This window comes from Paenibacillus sp. Marseille-Q4541 (assembly GCF_018310695.1).
GTDB lineage: Bacteria > Bacillota > Bacilli > Paenibacillales > Paenibacillaceae > Paenibacillus.
This window is the reverse complement of sequence record NZ_JAGXCY010000002.1, coordinates 307,678-324,284: the sequence shown is the minus strand read 5'-3', so window position 1 is coordinate 324,284 and position 16,607 is coordinate 307,678. Positions and strand designations below refer to the sequence as shown.

At 41.3% G+C, this 16,607-nt stretch carries 18 protein-coding genes; 14 read left to right on the top strand and 4 right to left on the bottom strand.

Features of this window, described 5'->3' with window-relative positions; all coding sequences use genetic code 11:
* Nucleotides 1-46: 46 nt before the first annotated feature.
* Complete coding sequence (locus tag KFT32_RS04170; RefSeq protein ID WP_349304851.1) at nucleotides 47-487, top strand: NUDIX domain-containing protein; 441 nt, start codon at nucleotides 47-49, stop codon at nucleotides 485-487.
* A gap of 87 nt (nucleotides 488-574) precedes the next feature.
* Here the strand turns inward: KFT32_RS04170 and KFT32_RS04165 are convergent, their stop codons facing one another.
* The 3 genes from KFT32_RS04165 to KFT32_RS04155 all read right to left on the bottom strand — a co-directional run bounded on the left by KFT32_RS04165 (nucleotide 575) and on the right by KFT32_RS04155 (nucleotide 2,699).
* A complete protein-coding gene (locus KFT32_RS04165; protein ID WP_211745853.1) occupies nucleotides 575-1,090 on the bottom strand; it encodes an ADP-heptose synthase in 516 nt (171 codons plus the stop codon).
* A 158-nt stretch (nucleotides 1,091-1,248) separates the two neighbouring features.
* A complete protein-coding gene (locus KFT32_RS04160; RefSeq protein ID WP_211745852.1) occupies nucleotides 1,249-1,692 on the bottom strand; it encodes a DUF441 domain-containing protein in 444 nt (147 codons plus the stop codon).
* Between the two features lie 5 nt (nucleotides 1,693-1,697).
* Nucleotides 1,698-2,699, bottom strand: coding sequence for a YpdA family putative bacillithiol disulfide reductase (locus KFT32_RS04155; RefSeq protein ID WP_211745851.1), 1,002 nt, complete (start codon nucleotides 2,697-2,699; stop codon nucleotides 1,698-1,700).
* Nucleotides 2,700-2,887: 188 nt separating this feature from the next.
* On the opposite strand from KFT32_RS04155, the gene KFT32_RS04150 reads away from it, so the two are divergent.
* The 13 genes from KFT32_RS04150 to KFT32_RS04090 all read left to right on the top strand — a co-directional run bounded on the left by KFT32_RS04150 (nucleotide 2,888) and on the right by KFT32_RS04090 (nucleotide 15,739).
* A complete protein-coding gene (locus KFT32_RS04150) occupies nucleotides 2,888-3,481 on the top strand; it encodes a DUF2087 domain-containing protein (protein WP_211745850.1) in 594 nt (197 codons plus the stop codon).
* Nucleotides 3,482-3,883: 402 nt separating this feature from the next.
* Nucleotides 3,884-5,005 (top strand): ribosome small subunit-dependent GTPase A, encoded by a 1,122-nt coding sequence (rsgA, locus tag KFT32_RS04145; protein WP_211745849.1) that lies wholly within the window; start codon nucleotides 3,884-3,886, stop codon nucleotides 5,003-5,005.
* A 34-nt stretch (nucleotides 5,006-5,039) separates the two neighbouring features.
* Nucleotides 5,040-5,378 carry a L,D-transpeptidase gene (locus tag KFT32_RS04140; protein ID WP_211745848.1) on the top strand — a complete coding sequence of 113 codons (339 nt, stop codon included), beginning with the start codon at nucleotides 5,040-5,042 and terminating at the stop codon, nucleotides 5,376-5,378.
* A gap of 126 nt (nucleotides 5,379-5,504) precedes the next feature.
* Nucleotides 5,505-6,266: a class I SAM-dependent methyltransferase gene (locus tag KFT32_RS04135; protein ID WP_211745847.1), complete on the top strand. Its 762-nt coding sequence runs from the start codon at nucleotides 5,505-5,507 to the stop codon at nucleotides 6,264-6,266.
* Between the two features lie 90 nt (nucleotides 6,267-6,356).
* Complete coding sequence (locus tag KFT32_RS04130) at nucleotides 6,357-6,695, top strand: DUF4367 domain-containing protein (RefSeq protein ID WP_211745846.1); 339 nt, start codon at nucleotides 6,357-6,359, stop codon at nucleotides 6,693-6,695.
* A gap of 50 nt (nucleotides 6,696-6,745) precedes the next feature.
* Nucleotides 6,746-7,267, top strand: coding sequence for a GNAT family N-acetyltransferase (locus KFT32_RS04125; protein ID WP_211745845.1), 522 nt, complete (start codon nucleotides 6,746-6,748; stop codon nucleotides 7,265-7,267).
* A 273-nt stretch (nucleotides 7,268-7,540) separates the two neighbouring features.
* Complete coding sequence (locus tag KFT32_RS04120; RefSeq protein WP_211745844.1) at nucleotides 7,541-8,737, top strand: ROK family transcriptional regulator; 1,197 nt, start codon at nucleotides 7,541-7,543, stop codon at nucleotides 8,735-8,737.
* Nucleotides 8,738-8,830: 93 nt separating this feature from the next.
* Nucleotides 8,831-10,468 (top strand): peptide ABC transporter substrate-binding protein, encoded by a 1,638-nt coding sequence (locus KFT32_RS04115; protein WP_211745843.1) that lies wholly within the window; start codon nucleotides 8,831-8,833, stop codon nucleotides 10,466-10,468.
* 101 nt (nucleotides 10,469-10,569) lie between these two features.
* Complete coding sequence (locus KFT32_RS04110) at nucleotides 10,570-11,505, top strand: ABC transporter permease (protein WP_211745842.1); 936 nt, start codon at nucleotides 10,570-10,572, stop codon at nucleotides 11,503-11,505.
* A 4-nt stretch (nucleotides 11,506-11,509) separates the two neighbouring features.
* Nucleotides 11,510-12,436 (top strand): ABC transporter permease, encoded by a 927-nt coding sequence (locus KFT32_RS04105; RefSeq protein ID WP_211745841.1) that lies wholly within the window; start codon nucleotides 11,510-11,512, stop codon nucleotides 12,434-12,436.
* 12 nt (nucleotides 12,437-12,448) lie between these two features.
* On the top strand, nucleotides 12,449-13,456 hold the full coding sequence (locus KFT32_RS04100; protein ID WP_211745840.1) for an ABC transporter ATP-binding protein: 1,008 nt from the start codon (nucleotides 12,449-12,451) through the stop codon (nucleotides 13,454-13,456).
* Nucleotides 13,456-14,448, top strand: a complete 993-nt coding sequence (locus tag KFT32_RS04095; RefSeq protein WP_249435638.1) for an oligopeptide/dipeptide ABC transporter ATP-binding protein — start codon at nucleotides 13,456-13,458, stop codon at nucleotides 14,446-14,448. The genes KFT32_RS04100 and KFT32_RS04095 overlap by 1 nt, the downstream gene beginning before the upstream one ends.
* A gap of 172 nt (nucleotides 14,449-14,620) precedes the next feature.
* On the top strand, nucleotides 14,621-15,739 hold the full coding sequence (locus tag KFT32_RS04090) for a serine hydrolase domain-containing protein (protein WP_211745838.1): 1,119 nt from the start codon (nucleotides 14,621-14,623) through the stop codon (nucleotides 15,737-15,739).
* Nucleotides 15,740-15,849: 110 nt separating this feature from the next.
* Here the strand turns inward: KFT32_RS04090 and KFT32_RS04085 are convergent, their stop codons facing one another.
* Entirely contained in the window at nucleotides 15,850-16,413 is a 564-nt protein-coding gene (locus KFT32_RS04085) for a CGNR zinc finger domain-containing protein (protein ID WP_211745837.1), read from the bottom strand.
* Nucleotides 16,414-16,607 lie beyond the last annotated feature (194 nt).

Genomic DNA, 16,607 nt, shown 5'->3' with positions numbered 1-16,607 from the left:
ACAGAATTAAAAGGCTTGTAACTCATAGACAGGGAGGGATAACCTTGTGAATTCCAAAAAAGGGGATATCGCGCAATTTGTAATGAAAAAGTCCTCAATTACGGTTAAGGCAGCAGTTGCAGTCAAGAACAGGCAAGGTGAACTTTTGCTGCAGCAGCGTGCAGATGATGGTTTATGGTATATCCCTCTTGGAATCATGAAGCCCGGCGAGGCTCTGGAGGATACTGCGCATCGAGAGCTATGGGAGGAAACAGGGCTTACCGCAGAGTCAGTCAAGCTCGAAGCCTTGTTATCGGGTCCTGAGCTGAAGCGCACGTTTTCTTCTGGAGATGAAGAGTACGATTTGATTGGAATTTACTCTGCCCAAGGTGCACTTTCTTCTGAAATTGATTATGATGCTGTAAAAGAGGGACCCTTACGTTTTTTTGCTCAAGAGGATTTCCCAGATCTATGTCCTGTTACAAGTATGATTCTTTCGCGTTTGTAAGGTAGACCTAAACGGCCACCCTTGTTCTTATACAAGGGTGGCCGTTTTTGATGTGAAGATGAAGATAAGGGATAATAAGATCACACTTTATGGTTCTGTAGGAAAGTCGTTATTCTCAATAGCATATTCAAAATCGTCAATATCATAAATTTGTACAGAAATATTTGCTTCCAGTATCCGGGCTATCCATTCTACTTGATCGGTTAACAGTGGAAGTTGATATCGCTGAGAAGTCAGCAATAGTTCGGTTTCAATCGGATCAAAAAATTCGCCGTAAACTGCTGTATCAAGTGCGTTCACAATCCGAACGGAGACTAAGTCACTCAGTAGAATAGATGAGCTTTGAGCCCATGGAATCTGAAGGGCACGGCGTATTTTCTTTTGATTGAGCGGCTCTTCAAAATATTGAATGAGCTGACTGATTTTTTTCTTTACATGTTGATCCTCATGTTTGGATTCCATAAGGGGATCGAGACTTGATTGTAGTTCGTATAATTCCACCACCGTGGTGTAAGGTAACAGATATTCAACAGGCGCTGATGGCGCCAGCAACTGACCATATATTGCAATCATCACGGCTTCCGTAACCAGTTGTCGTGGCATGGGGTAATCCTCCTGCTGCGATGTATTTTCTTTTTTTTGACAATTGATTTGAGTATATCACACATCACTTAGGCTATACAGCTTTATCGGTGTAAGAACGGCTAAACAGAAAGGCCATCTCTTAGTGATGTAAGAGATGACCTTTTACGCCTAGCGAGTTATGATTTGCCGATTAGTAAGGATAAAATTCCCGCTGCAATAAGGGGACCAACAGGTACGCCTTTAAAAAGAGCAACCCCAAGAACGGTGCCGATTAGAAGTCCAGCTACGACTGTAGGCTGACCACTCATCAAACTAGCTCCGCGTCCACCTAGGAATGCAACAAGCATGCCTACGGCAATCGCTAGAAGCGACTTCCAGTTTAGAAAAGAGGAGCCAAGCGTTTCTAAACTGATTTTTCCACTGGCGAGAGGAGCCATTACCCCAATCGTTAAGATAATAATTCCGATAGTCAAGCCATACTTTTCAAGCCACGGAAAAGCTTGCTGCATACCGGTTACTCGGATCAGTAACAGCACCACTACGGCGATCGTAATGGGAGCGTTGCTACTGATAATCCCGAGAGCTGCAAAAGCTAACAGCAATAGGGAAGTAACATCCATCGTTTTCATCCTTCCATGACCACAGTAGCGAGCTTTGATTTAATGTGTTCAGCGATACGTTTCCCGTGCCATCTGCCTGACTCAATAAATACTTCATTAGCATTACGTCCCGAAGCGATAACACCTGCTATGTAAATACCAGGAACACTGCTCTCCATAGTATCCGGGTTGAACAGAGGTTTATCCAAATCATCCGACATCGTTACTCCAATGGAAGTTAACAGTTTGCGATCTGGACGAAATCCAGTCATAGCCAGAACAAAATCATTCGCAAGTTCTACTGGCTCGCCTTCAATAGGAGTAATGACGACATGATTCTCATGAATCTCGGTTACTCTTGAAGAAAGGTGCAATTTAATTTTTCCTTTCGCAACCATTCCTTCAAAGAGAGGACGTACCCAAGGTTTGATATGCTCGGAAATGCTGTTTCCCCGGTAGACCATATCAATCTCTGCATCCACACGAGCAAGTTCGAGAGCAGCATCAACCGCAGAATTACTTCCTCCGATAATAGTAACTTTCGTACGTGTATAAGGATGAGCTTCACGGAAGTAATGGGTCACTTTATCCATTTCTTCGCCCGGAATACCGAGAAAATTCGGGTGGTCAAAATAACCCGTAGCAACAACGACATGTTGAGCTTCATATTCCGTAATGTCCCCTTTACGGTTTTTCGTTTTCACTTTGTATCCTTCCTCATTCGAAGGTTCTATGGTATATGCTTCTTCATACAGGGACATTTCAAGATGATAATGTGATGCTACTTTGCGATAATAGGCAAGCGCTTCATAGCGATAGGGCTTGTCGTTAGGTGTGCTGAAAGGCACATCTCCAATTTCGAGCAGTTCTGCTGTACTAAAAAACTGCATGTTCGTTGGGTACAAATAGATGGATTGGACCACGTTATATTTTTCAATAATAAGTGAAGATAAACCAAGTTTTCCACATTCTATAGCTGCGGATAAACCACAAGGTCCTCCTCCTATAATGATGACATCTTTTTTCATACCGTATCATTTCCTCCTTCTGTATCTATCTTTCCATACTTCATGGTTAAACATAAGTATTATTATCCTACCGTATTCGTCTTTTGAATGCCAGTAAACAGGTGTAAGCGGAGTAAGATTGACATTAGAATGAGATTGCAATATTATCTAATTAGATAAGTTTCTAAATTATAAGTGAGGGATATCTATTGCAGCTCGATAAAATTGTTAATTATCATAAGGCACTGGCAGACCCAACTCGGATGCGTATTTTGCTGATCTTATCCCAGGGGGAAATGAATGGTCAAAAGCTCGCAGAACGTCTCAATTTGTCGCAGCCAACAGTGACACATCATGCAGCTAAACTGAGGGAAGTAGGACTCATTAAAGAACGTCGAGATAAGAATACGATTTATTTCAGTTTGTATCCTTATTTTATTAAACAACATGCTGAAGCATCGCTAAACTTTATTTTCAAGGGAAAGAATGAGGTGGAGGAAATGGACCCGAATCAGAAATTGAAAGAATCCGTTATGCGTAATTTCTTTAGTAAAGAAGGTAAGCTGAGATCGATCCCTGCTCAATATAAGAAGAAATTAATCGTGCTTCAGCACATGGTAGAACAGCTGGACAAAGGGAAAAAGTACGAAGAAAAAGAAATTAATGAATTCATTAAAGGATACCACGAAGATTTCGCAACCCTTCGCCGGGAATTTATTATGCATGAGTTTATGTACCGGGAAAACGGGGTGTATGAGGTGAATCCGGTGGAAATGTGGACCCGGTGGGATCAAGTAAAATAAAAAAAGTTTGACATTAAATAGTGATGTGTTGTAATATGTGGAAAATGATGAAGGAGGCGATAACTATGAGTAACTATATGATGATGGAATTAAATGTTGCTTGTGTACATCGTCTCCCAAACGGACCACAGTTATTATAGAGTAGGGCGTATTTTACGTAACCCTTTTCTTTAATACCTGTAAAGCATCCGCATGGGAGTATATCCTGCGGATGCTTTTTTGATTGCTCAATTAGGATTAGGGAGATAAGTCTATGGCTTTATCTTTGTTATTCTATTTAAGCATAGAATGAATAGCAGAACCGCAGGATCTAATTTCCTGCGGTTTTTTTGTGTCTGTTTGGAGAGATGAGTTAGATGGATGTAATAATGAATGAGAGAAAATGGAGGTTCACATTTGAACATGAAAACATTAGAATGCTGGGGCTGGACGGAACAATGGGATCAAAAATGGGAAAAAGCTCTAGAAATCATAAAAGCAGATGAAGATCAGATCCGTGCTTTTGAAGCAGCTCGCGTCGTTGCTGACTTTGGCCAAAAGTACGGAATAATTACATCGAAGGGTAGCCGCTTTGCAAGTTTAACAGGAAAGTTCAGACAAAAGCTGAATGAAGGGGAAAGTAAACCGGGTGTAGGTGACTTTATTGTAATTACATCCCATGGGGCAGAAGATGATGCACGGGTGCATGCAGTTTTGGAGCGAAGTAGCGTCATAGCTAGACAGGCAGCTGGTTTTGAGACCAAGGAACAAATCATAGCTTCCAATGTAAACACTTTATTTATCGTCTGTGCCCTGAATGGGGACTACAATGTGAGCCGCTTGGAAAGATATTTGATTCTCGCTTGGAATAGCGGAGCAAATCCTGTCATTGTACTTAGCAAAAGTGATTTATGCGATGACATAGAATCTAGATTAGCAGAGACGCAGTCGATTGCCCCGGGAGTTCCTGTATTTGCAGTATCTGCGAGATTAGGTCTTGGCAGAGAACAGCTTGAAAAATATGCTTGCTCTGGACAAACCGTGGCTCTTACCGGATCTTCTGGTTGTGGAAAATCTACCATTATCAACTGGCTTACGGGTCGTGAGGATCAGATGACTCAGGAGGTACGGGAAGATGACAGCAGAGGGAGACATACGACAACACATCGTGAATTGTTTCTACTGCCTGATGGAGGAGTCATCATTGATACACCCGGAATGAGGGAATTATCGATATGGGATGATGGGGACGGAGTCTCTCGTACGTTTGACGATATTGAGCAATTGGCAAAACAATGTTTTTTTGATGATTGTCAGCATGGACAGGAAAAGGGATGTGCCGTAAGAGAAGCAATAGACGAAGGAAAGATGGATCCTAGTCGACTGATCAATTATCAAAAAATGCAACGTGAGATTGCCTATCAGCTGCGAAAAGAAGCGGTTGCTTCGAAAAAGAACAGTAAAATAGCGAAAAACGAACCCCGGCGTCAAAAAAGAGGCGGATGGCGTGGGGAAGTCGAAGAAGAATTCGGCGCTTCAAAATAAGCATATGCATACGATAAGGCAGGGGGAGTTGTATATGCCAAATTATCGTATCATTGTGGATCAGACGGATCATATGCTTTATCTTTTAGACAACGATGTTGTCGTCAAAAGTTATCCGGTCGCCATTGGAGCGATGGTAACGCAAACACCGACAGGTGAATTTACGATTGTGAATAAGCAGCCAGATCCTGGCGGACCATTCGGCGTATTTTGGCTCGGATTATCCAAAGCACATTACGGTATTCATGGGACCAATAACCCGGCATCCATTGGTCACAATGTCTCTCATGGATGCATCCGAATGTATAACGAAGATGTGCTTGATCTCGCAAGTAAGGTGTCTATAGGTACCAGAGTAAGTATCCGTTCTTGATGTTGTAAAGAGCTTGATAACTGGACTTTTTAACAGGGCATTCGATACTTTCCTCATAGGTGGATGTCCTGTAACTGAGTTCCATAAATCAATTATTTCTAAACCTAGTTAAAGCGAGGACCTTTAATGAAGAAAGTATACAAACCACAAAGTTATGAACAGGCATTATTGGACAAGCCCAGTACATTTAAAGGATGGGATTTTTCAAGAATCGAAAGCTCAGGGCGTATGAGAGAGTTTCCGCTGCGCTGGAATTACTACAGTAGAGTAAAAGAACTGTGGGAGCAAGGAGATACGGTGCTTGACATGGGGACAGGAGGAGGAGAAAGCCTTTCTCTGTTTCACCCTTTTCCAGGACAAGTATGTGCGACAGAAGGCTATGAGCCGAATGTAAATGTAGCTAAGGACAAGCTAGAGCCTATGGGTGTACAAGTTAGTTATTTTACGGAAGATGAGTGTCTTCCTTATCAGGATGAATGGTTTGAACTGGTTATGAATAAGCATGAATCCTATGATGTTTCAGAAGTGGCTCGTATTTTGAGGCCGGATGGAATATTTGTTACTCAGCAAGTTGGAGGTTTAAACGATCAGGAGATTAATGCTAGATTTGATGTCCCTTTTGAGTATGCCTATTTAAATGCAGAATATGCGGTTCAGCAGCTTTCTTCCCATTTTGACATCCGTTTTCAGGATGAGGAAGTGACGAAGACTAGATTTTATGATTTGGGTGCCCTGATCTATTATCTTGAGGCTATTCCATGGCAAATTCCGGATTTCTCAATTCAAAAGTATGACAAACAGCTGAGAGAGATCTATGACATCATTGTAAATCAAGGGTATTTTGATTGCAGTTGTCACCGCTTTATTATTGCTGCAATGAAAAAGTGATCCGATTGTGTTCTTTTGTCCCTTTTTTGAAAGCTCATGTGTTGTAACTCTATGAGAAGCAAATACAAGATCCATGAGAGGGGGGACGATTTGGATGAAAATAGTAACCTATCAGCAGATGATAATGTGCTTCATGCCATAAGACTTGTACAGTCAGGTAATATCGATGCCTACATAACGATTGTTCAAACTTATGAGCAGAAAATATTTATGTACTGCTGGCGTTTACTCGGGAACAGGGAAGATGCAGAGGATGTGGAGAAGAGGAAAGTAAAAGTTCTTTATATGGAGTATAAGGGGAAGAATCCCCACCATGTTATCAAATGGGTCGATGAATCGTCGGGAGTCTATTATCATATAAATGACACGGAGAAAAGTAAGTTAAGTAAGCAGGAATTGTTAAAAATTGCAGAGAAGTTTGTTCGATAGTTGTTATCTTTATGGCAATATGCACTCACTTAGCTAAGGGGGGAAAGTAAATGATAATTCGATCTGCGAGAAAATCAGAGGCAAGTCAGATTGCCGAAGTTCATGTAAATAGCTGGAAATCAACATATGCAGGAATCGTTCCAGATTCTTATTTGGCTGATTTATCTGTAGTACAGCGTACAACACAATGGGAAAGACAGCTGGAAGTTTCAAATGCAGGAACCAAAGTATTTGTAGCTGAGAATAACACATGCCAGATCGTAGGATTTGCGAGTGGTGGACCCAATCGATCGGATCAGATGCCCTATGACGGGGAGATTTATGCGATTTATTTGCTTGAAGATTATCAAAGACAGGGACTTGGACAGCAGCTCATATCTTCTATGACTGGTTTTCTGGTCGAACAAGGACATAAATCGATGTATTTGTGGGCTCTTGAAGACAATCCTTACCGATCTTTTTATGAAAAGCTCGGCGGGAATCCTGCAGGAAGAAAAGAGATCCAGATTAGCGAAAAAAAACTACAGGAGATTGCTTATGGATGGAGTAATCTCGCCTATTTAACAAATTAAGCATAACGTTCAGAAGAAAAGGAGCCCGCTCTATTTATAGAGTGGGCTCCTTTTATGTTCACGACAAGTGATTTGAATAAGAAAAAAATACATGACATGTATATTGACACCATTATTGAATTAATTTACAGTTCTTTAATAACACCACTGGAGAAAATAAAACAAAAAAGGAAGATATTCGATAGTTATTGGAATTAAATAGTCTATATTTCTTTTTATTTACAATTAATTTCTCCACAAGTGAAAATAATCGAAGGAGGCGCTGTCTCCGGTATGCAGAAGCACGATCAGGATTTTATTAGAAGAAAGAATAGAAGTACTGTATTTGAACTGATAAAGAACAGCGCTCCGCTGTCCCGTGCTGAACTTGCAAGATTAACTAGTATGAGTCCAACCACGATTAGTAGAATTGTGTCCGAATTGTTTGATAAGGACTTTATTCATGAAATTGAATATGTAACTACAGGTGTAGGTAGAAAGGCAGTGATGTTGCAAGCGAAACCAGAATCGGTCCTTTCGATTGGTGTCGAGATCGACATTACTAACAGTCGCATTGGTGTTGTAGATTTGGACGGCAAAGTAATTCGTAGTAAACAGATAGAGATCGACATTGGTGAGAGTCCGGAAGTAACCCTTTTACGAATTGCTCAAGGCATCAAGGAGCTAATGGAGCATGATTACATTGATCCTCGTAAGGTTGTAGGGATTGGTGTCGGCTTGCCAGGTATTATTGACTACGAGAACGGAACGGCATTGCTATCTGCACAACTTGGATGGAAGCAGCTGGATGTGGCTGGCATGCTTCAAAAACTTACCGGACTTGATGTAGTCGTTGATAACGAGCTAAAAGTAAAAGCACTCGCAGAGCATCTATATGGTGCCGCTCGGGGTTCCAACAATTCTGTACTGATTGGATTCGGTAGTGGAGTAGGTTCATCCATTATTATTGATGGAGAAATTTACAGAGGTGAAACAAACAGCGCCGGGGAGATTGGGCATATCGTCGTTGATCCTAACGGACTATTATGCAAATGTGGCAAAGTTGGCTGCTTGCAGACCTATATCGCCGAAGCTTCCTTGATTGAGCAGTCTAACAAAGTGAAACCAATATCAACATTGGATGAGTTATTTCTAGCAAAACGTGAAGGAGAGTATTGGGCTGCTAATATTGTAGATCGAGCGATGACTTTTATTGCGGTAACCATCAGTAACATTGCATGTATGTACAATCCCAGCACCGTAATATTAAGCGGCAAGCTAGTCGAAAAGTTTCCAGAAGTGAAAGAATTCATAGCTGAGAAATGCATGCAACATTTCGTATGGGAACCGCTAAAAGGAACATTCCAAATTCAATATTCTACACTAGAAGATGATGGTGTTGTCATCGGATCAAGCTTGCTTGCTCAGTCTCAGTTTCTGAATATTGACAAGCAGTTTGAAAAAGCAGTGCAAACAGATAGCAATCATTAATCTAAACTTCTTGGTAGCAGATTCATTCGTTGTTTCTATGAAATAACGATTTAATCATACATTAGTTTTAAGACAAAAGGAGTGGAACAAGCAATGAAGAAAAAGGTAAGTTTGCTGGCAACTTTGCTAGTAGTAGCAGTTGTTTTTACAGGCTGCTCATTCACAGTTGACAAAAATGCAACGGGGACAGATGGCGCTACTACTGGGGGAACCTCTACTTCCGCAAAGGAACTTAAGCTTTATGTAGAGACAGAGATCACAGATATGAACCAATGGACAGCATCGGATAATATTTCATTTTCCGTTCTGAACAATGTAACGGAAGGGCTTTATCGTCTAGACGTGGATAATGAGCCGCAGCCTGCAATGGCGGAAGCGGTTGATATTTCTGAGGACAAGCTTACTTACACTTTCAAATTGCGTGATAATGCGAATTGGAGTGACGGTACTCCAGTAACTGCTGCTGATTTCAAATATTCATGGCTTCGTGGAATGAACCCAGCAATCGGAACGAATGGCTACTCCTTTATTCTTAATGACTATATCGTTGGTGCTGCGGAATATGCCGCAGGTGGATCTGCTGATCAAGTTGCCATCGATGCTACAGACGACAAGACGCTGGTTGTTACGTTGAAACAACCAACACCTTACTTCTTACGATTGACTTCATTTATTCCGTACTTCCCGATGAAAGAAGAGTTTGTTGTATCAAAAGGTGACAAGTTTGCTCTGAATCCAGAAAACATGCTCTTTAATGGACCGTATACTCTAACTACTATGGATGCGGCAAGCGGTGCAGTACTTTCGAAAAATGAAGGATACTGGGATGCAGCGAACGTAAAAGTGAACAAAGTAGACATGAAAGTTATTAAAGAGAAAAGTACAGCAATGAACGCATACAAAGCGGGTCAACTCGATCGCGTTCTCCTTACTTCTTCTGATGTGGATGCTAACCAATCCGATCCAGGATTCGGAACAGGGATTGAATTCAAAACAACCTATTTACAATTCAACACAACAGCAGATGGCGTAAGTAATGTTAATATTCGTAAAGCATTAAGTCTTGCGTATGATTCCAATTTGCTAGCTGATCAAGTATTAAACAACGGTTCTAAAAGTGCTACAGGACTTATTCCTTTCCAAATGAGTGGAGTTGACGGTAAATCCTTCCGAGATATGCAAGGCGACCTGCTCAAAGCAGATACGGCACAAGCTAAAGCTTATTGGGAACAAGGTGTAAAAGAACTGGGTAAAACACCAACAATCACGATGTTAGTAGCGGACAATTCAGAAACAAAAGATGTGGCTACATTTATGCAAAGTGAATTTAAGAAGAACCTAGGTATTGATGTCGTTATCGATACGAAGACAGCTAAAGCTCGTGGACAACTGATGGATAATAGCCAATACCAAATGGCGATTACAGGTTGGGGCGCAGATTATGACGATGCAATGACATATCTAGACTTATGGGCAAACCACACACCTTATCGTGGTAATTATGAGAACGCTGATTTTGATGCTCTAATCTCTGGAGCAAAACAAGAAGCAGACGAGGCAAAACGTATAGACATGTTACTACAAGCTGAGAGACTATTGGTTTCAAAAGATGTAGTGGTTTCCCCAATCTTCTTCGGGGGTTACTCATACCTTCTTAACGAAAAAGTAGAAGGACTTGTATATCATCCATATGGTAGCCCGGTAGATTTTAAATACACAGACATCAAATAGTTACACTTGAATATCGTTTCTGAAAAAGCGAGAAGCTTGCTTCTCCTTTTTCTTTATTACGACAAAAAATATACATGCCCCATACATAGGGAGGTGCAATATTGAAACGGTACATCGGCATCAGAATCTTGTATTTACTATTAACGTTATTTATTATCACGACAGCTACTTTTTTTCTGATGAAATCATTACCGGGTACTCCGTTTGATGAGGAGAAGCTAACTCAACTTCCGCAGGAGCAAAAAGAAATTATTTATGCTAGCTATGGCCTGGATAAACCGGTCTTTACTCAATATGTGAATTATTTGAAAAATATTGCTACAGGTGATTTGGGAACTTCTTATTTTTATAAGGGTCAGGAAGTTGTAGATATTATTTCTGCTCGTCTCGGGCCTTCGATACTCATCGGCTTTCAGGCTGTTTTACTTGGGCTCACGATCGGCATGATACTCGGAATTATTGCTGCCTATCGCCATAATACGGGTTGGGATTATGCAACAATGATTATCGCAGTTTTAGGGGTTTCGGTACCAAACTTTGTTCTCGCGGCGTTAATGCAATATTTTTTGGGACTCAAATGGGGGCTTTTACCCGTTGCCTTCTGGGAAAGTTATCAAAGTTCTATTATGCCATCGGTTGCTCTTTCCGTCGGAGTAGTAGCACTAATTGCACGCTTTGTTCGTACAGAGATGTTGGAAGTATTAGAACAGGACTATATTATTACAGCGAAAGCAAAAGGTTTAGGATTCCTACGAATCATGTTCTCGCATGTCATTCGTAACTCATTAATTTCGGTCATCACGATTTTGGGACCTATTGTAGTTAATCTTTTGACTGGATCACTCGTTATTGAGAATATTTTCGGGATTCCTGGTATTGGTAGTCTATTTGTAGATTCTATTAAAATGAACGATTACACCACGATTATGGGGATTACGATCTTTTACAGTGCTTTCTACGTATTTATCATGCTGATCGTAGATTTGTTATATGGCATTGTAGATCCACGGATCCGTCTGGCATCAGGGGAGGAGTAAGCTTATGAAGCAGGAAGTAGAAAACTTGGATGCCTTGTTTACACCATCTGTAGCTCGGCCCGACGATAGAGAAAAAATCTCCCGTGAATCGCTAACTGCTTTTCAGGATAGCTGGAGACGGCTCAGAAAGAATAAAGCGGCTATGTTCAGTCTTGTGATTCTAATCATTATGCTAGTGCTGGCAGTCGTTGGCCCTTGGATGGGTAACCACAATTATTACGATACAAATTACGATGCAGTTTATCAAAAGCCAAGCGCTGAACATTGGTTTGGTACGGACAAGTTTGGACGTGACCAGTGGGCTAGAATATGGGAAGGAACACGGGTATCCCTGCTCATCGCCGTATTAGCTGCTGCACTTGACTTAGTTGTGGGTGTTATCTACGGTGCCGTTTCTGCTCTATTAGGAGGAAAAACAGACAACGTGATGCAGCGTATTATCGAAATAATGACAGGTATTCCGAGCTTAATCATTATTATTTTGCTCATGATGATTATGAAGCCAGGGATTCTTACCATCATGATAGCGATGTCCATTACGGGATGGGTCAATATGGCAAGGCTTGTTCGTGCACATATTTTAAAGCTGAAATCACAAGAGTTTGTTTTGGCAGCTCGCACACTTGGAACTTCGAACAGTCGTATCATTCTGAAGCATCTCGTTCCAAATACGATTGGTATTATTGTTATTAACACGATGTTTACCATCCCATCTGCGATCTTTACGGAGGCTTTTCTAAGCTTTATTGGTCTTGGACTTCAATCACCGATGTCCTCACTTGGGGTGCTGATCAATGATGGATTTGCTTCATTAACGACGCAACCTTATTTGATGGTGTATCCTTCCATAGTGATTATATTAATCATGGTAACCTTTAATATACTAGGCGACGGTCTTCGCGACGCGCTCGATCCAAGAATGCGGAAATAGGGGGAAAAGACGATGAACAACTTGTTAGAGGTTAAAGATCTGCAGGTCAGCTTTTTCACATACGCTGGCGAGGTTCAGGCTGTACGTGATGTCAGCTTTTCCCTCGGTCAAGGGGAGACGCTCGCGATCGTAGGTGAATCAGGATCAGGCAAATCGGTGACTTCGAAAAGCATCATGAAACTCCTAGCAAAGACCGCCAAAATTAAAAGTGGTTCAATCCTCTTCGAAGGCAAGGAGCTCACAGGATTGCCGGAGAAACAGATGCAAAATATTCGTGGTAAGGAAATCGCACTCATTTTTCAAGACCCAATGACCTCACTGAATCCAACCATGACGATTGGAAAGCAGATTTACGAAGTGCTTAAAAAACATCAAAGCATGGCTACCGCACAAGCGAGCAAGCGTGCCTTAGAATTGCTCGAACAGGTGGGTATCCCGAATCCGGAAAAACGTCTGAAACAATACCCGCATCAGTTGTCTGGAGGAATGCGGCAACGGATCGTCATCGCGATTGCACTTGCTTGTAATCCGAAAATTCTTATTGCCGACGAACCAACAACTGCGCTTGATGTTACGATTCAAGCACAAATTCTCGAACTGATGAAGGAGATTCAAACGAAACTCGGTACATCCATTGTTCTTATTACACATGATTTGGGCGTTGTTGCGAATATGGCTTCCCGTGTTGCTGTAATGTATGCGGGTAAAATTGTAGAGACTGGAACCGTCGATGAAATATTTTACGAGGGTAAACATCCATACACCTGGGGGCTAATGGCTTCGATGCCGAAGCTGCATGAGAAATCAGAAGAGCTGATTGCGATTCCAGGTACGCCGCCCGATCTGAGTGATCCGCCCAAAGGCTGTCCTTTTGTAGCACGTTGTTCTTATGCAATGGAAATTTGCCATGGACATATGCCAGCCTATACAGAGCATTCGGATACCCATCGTGCAGCTTGTTGGCTGCAGGACAGTCGTGCACCCAAGGTAGAACGTCCGATTGCAGGAGGTGAATGGTGATGAGTACACAAAAAATGCCACTTATCGAAGTGAAAAACTTAAAAAAACATTTCAATGTCGGCAAAGGTCAAATCCTCAAAGCCGTTGATGATGTCAGTTTTGAGATTTATCCTGGCGAGACTTTTGGTCTTGTAGGTGAATCAGGCTGCGGTAAGTCTACGCTAGGGCGTACACTGATTCGGTTATATAAAGAGACAGCGGGAACGGTAAACTTTGAGGGCCATCCGATTCATGGTTCGATGTCTAAGTCAGAGATGAAGAAGTTAAGCAGAAGTATCCAAATGATCTTTCAGGATCCTTACGCTTCGCTGAATCAGCGTATGACCGTAACAGATATTATAGCTGAAGGCATAGATGCACATGGACTTGCTAAAAATCGCAAGGAACGTGAGGAAATGGTTTACGAGCTGCTGGAAACGGTCGGTTTAAATCGTAATCATGCCCAGCGTTTTCCGCACGAATTTTCTGGAGGTCAGCGTCAAAGAATTGGTATTGCCAGAGCGCTTGCTCTTAATCCGCGTTTTATCATTGCAGATGAGCCAATCTCGGCACTGGATGTTTCAATTCAAGCGCAGGTCGTCAATCTAATGAAGAAACTTCAGCAAGAGCTCGGCTTGACTTACTTATTCATTGCTCATGATTTATCCATGGTGAAGCATATCAGTGATCGGATCGGCGTTATGTATTTAGGAGGTATGGTGGAACTTACAGAAAGTGATGAGCTATTCGATAATCCACTTCACCCTTATACACAGTCGCTTTTATCAGCGATCCCTATCCCGGATCCGAAGCTTGAACGAAGCAGGGAACGTCAAGTGCTTCAAGGGGATTTACCAAGTCCGATGAATCCACCTAGCGGCTGCAGATTCAGAACTAGATGTCCATTTGCAACTGAAATCTGTGCAGCAGAAGTGCCTGAATGGCAGGAAGTTGAAAAGGGGCACTGGGTAGCCTGTCACCTTCATAAAACGGACAAAGCTTCTGCAATTTAATTAAGGAAGAGACATCCATAGAAACCGCGTATAGCGCGGTTTTTTTGTTTTCATTAAATACAAGCATAGTTTAGTAATAATTAATCTTTACCAACCATTGAACCTTGGGACTTGATATCATTATTTTCATGAGCGATTCTATTTGAATTGGAATTGGGAGATGGGAATAGTAATGAGACTGACACTGGAAGAACAGCTGAATCATGTTATACGTCCGCAAGATTTTCTTGTTGGTGGAGCGGTTGTCGTAGTGAAAGATAGTCAGGTGATGTATGGAAAAGGATTTGGTAAAGCAAGGATAGGCGAAAATGAAAGAGATTTTACACCAGATACGATCATTAGCATTCAAAGTATCTCAAAAAGCTTTACAGCAGCTTCATTACTTCATTTAGTAGAAAAGGGAATGCTCGAACTGGATGCACCCGTTGTGCAATATTTGCCCTATTTTCAGACCACAGAGAAAAGAATAAGTAACACGATAACTGTAAGGCAATTATTATCGCATACCGCAGGATTTGCGGGTGATATAGGAATCGGTTACTTACTGTGTACCAACGCCAAGAAATTTCGTGAGTTTGATGAGGTGAAGAAACAATACGGAGTAACGGATTCTGATCTTGAAAAGATAAAAAACAGAGAAGATATAACGAAGTTTTTTAAATCGGTTCCTTTGTCTCATGCACCAGGTACAGACTGGAGTTATTGCACCGACGCATATATGATCGCAGCTGATCTGTATGAGAAGGTTAGTGGGCAACGATGGGACAAATATATAGAAGATGTGCTTTTCAAAAAACTAGATCTAAAAAGAACGACCTTACATGCTGAGAACATATACAAAGATGAAAATTCTGCACTATATTATTGTAGTAATCAAGAAATCTTACATCATGTAACAAAACCTAACTTAGATATGGATGTGTTTGAGTGCCCCTATCCAATTAATTCCTTAGGCGCTCCAATGGGGTTCATTTACTCAACTGCGAATGATTTAGGGAAGTATTTATCCTCGTATATGAGTGAAGCTCCCTTTATATCTCAAGCTATGATGAATCCAATGTATGAGCCCGTTTGGCACTTTGATCGTGAAACGGGATATGGATTAGGATGGGGAACAAGGGAGGAAGGGAATCTACTCATTATTGAACATGGAGGGGGATTTCATGGAATTAGTGCCTATGTGTGTATGGTTCCATCAGAGCGATTAGGCGTTGTCGTGGTATCGAACCATGATGAGACTCCATCACAAGAGATATGTTATACAGTGCTAGATACGTTACTACAGAAGTAACTCCAGGCAACTTGGTAGATTTGATTAAGGGTAAGGTTCAATTACATATAAGGTAATTACAAAATGGATAGAGATTCAGTACACTCGAAACTCTATCCGCTTTTATTTTGCTATTCATCCTGCGAATCTTCTTTTTGCCTCGCTCGAAATCTTCGAACTTTCATAAGATTCCCGCACAATTTATCATCACAATATTGTTGTCTTCGGTTGCGAGTCTCATCATAAAAGATCCACTGACAGTTAGGATTCGTGCATAATCGGATACGTCCGATGTCTTCTTCCGCTAGCGTCTTGGCAAAATCAAGCAAAACGGAATGGATGATATCACTCCATCCAGTGATTCGATGATTATAGTTCAATTCGTAACCTGATTCGGTTTGTTTGCGGAGTACCGGTTGAAGATGCTTTCTTCCTAAAATCTCATTATAATAAGACATCTCCTCGTCAGATAGAGTCTGATGATGGAATAAATGATGTGCGGATTTAATAAGGTTATCCCGTACTTCGAGCATGAAGGGCATTTCATCTAAGGATAATTCCTTTTCTAGAACAAATGAATAACGGTTCAAAAATGAATGCTGCCACTGTTCATCAAATAATTCCTCTTCTGTATGACCATCTCCTTTCCAATCACGCCACTTACTATTAGCATAGTCTGTCCAAAGACGATCCATATGTTCGTTCCTCCATTCTTGATGTACACATTATTTTGTAACCTTTAAAATAAAAATAGGAGGTTACAAAATAATGGAATTCGGATATATTATATTGTAACCCCTGAAGAATTGAATAAGAAGTCGTATCTCATCTAAAAGTGTAGGATTCCATTTTCTATAGGGGATTAGAATAAAAAAAGAGAGGATGTTAA